The organism is Neisseria sp. P0021.S007, assembly GCF_051956855.1.
The window spans coordinates 1-486 of sequence record NZ_JBQCXA010001409.1 but is presented as its reverse complement, the minus strand read 5'-3'; the positions used below and the strand labels follow the sequence as shown (position 1 = coordinate 486).

The window sequence follows — 486 nt, the reverse complement described above, 5'->3', positions numbered from 1 at the left end:
CGACTTGGATATTTCCGTAGCGGCCTATCCAGAGGTTCACCCTGAAGCCAAATCCGCCCAAGCCGACTTGATCAATCTGAAACGTAAAATCGATGCGGGCGCAAACCACGTTATCACCCAATTCTTCTTTGACGTGGAAAGCTATCTGCGCTTCCGCGACCGTTGCGTGATGATGGGCATCGACGTTGAAATCGTTCCCGGCATCCTGCCTGTAACCAATTTCAAACAATTGACCAAAATGGCCCAAGTGACCAACGTCAAAATTCCAAGCTGGCTGTCTAAAATGTACGAAGGTTTGGATGACGACCAAGGCACACGCAACCTTGTTGCCGCCAGCATCGCCATCGACATGGTCAAAGTCCTCTCTCGCGAAGGTGTCAAAGACTTCCACTTCTACACCCTCAACCGCAGCGAACTGACTTACGCCATCTGCCATATTTTGGGTGTACGCCCCCGTTAATAAAACAGACGGCCTCACCATTCTGA

1 protein-coding gene is annotated in these 486 nt (G+C 50.6%); it reads left to right on the top strand.

What is annotated here, in order from left to right; all coding sequences use genetic code 11:
• Window positions 1–460 (top strand): methylenetetrahydrofolate reductase (locus tag ACTHUR_RS19430; RefSeq protein ID WP_440400430.1); only part of this gene is annotated, 460 nt, incomplete at its 5' end.
• Window positions 461–486 lie beyond the last annotated feature (26 nt).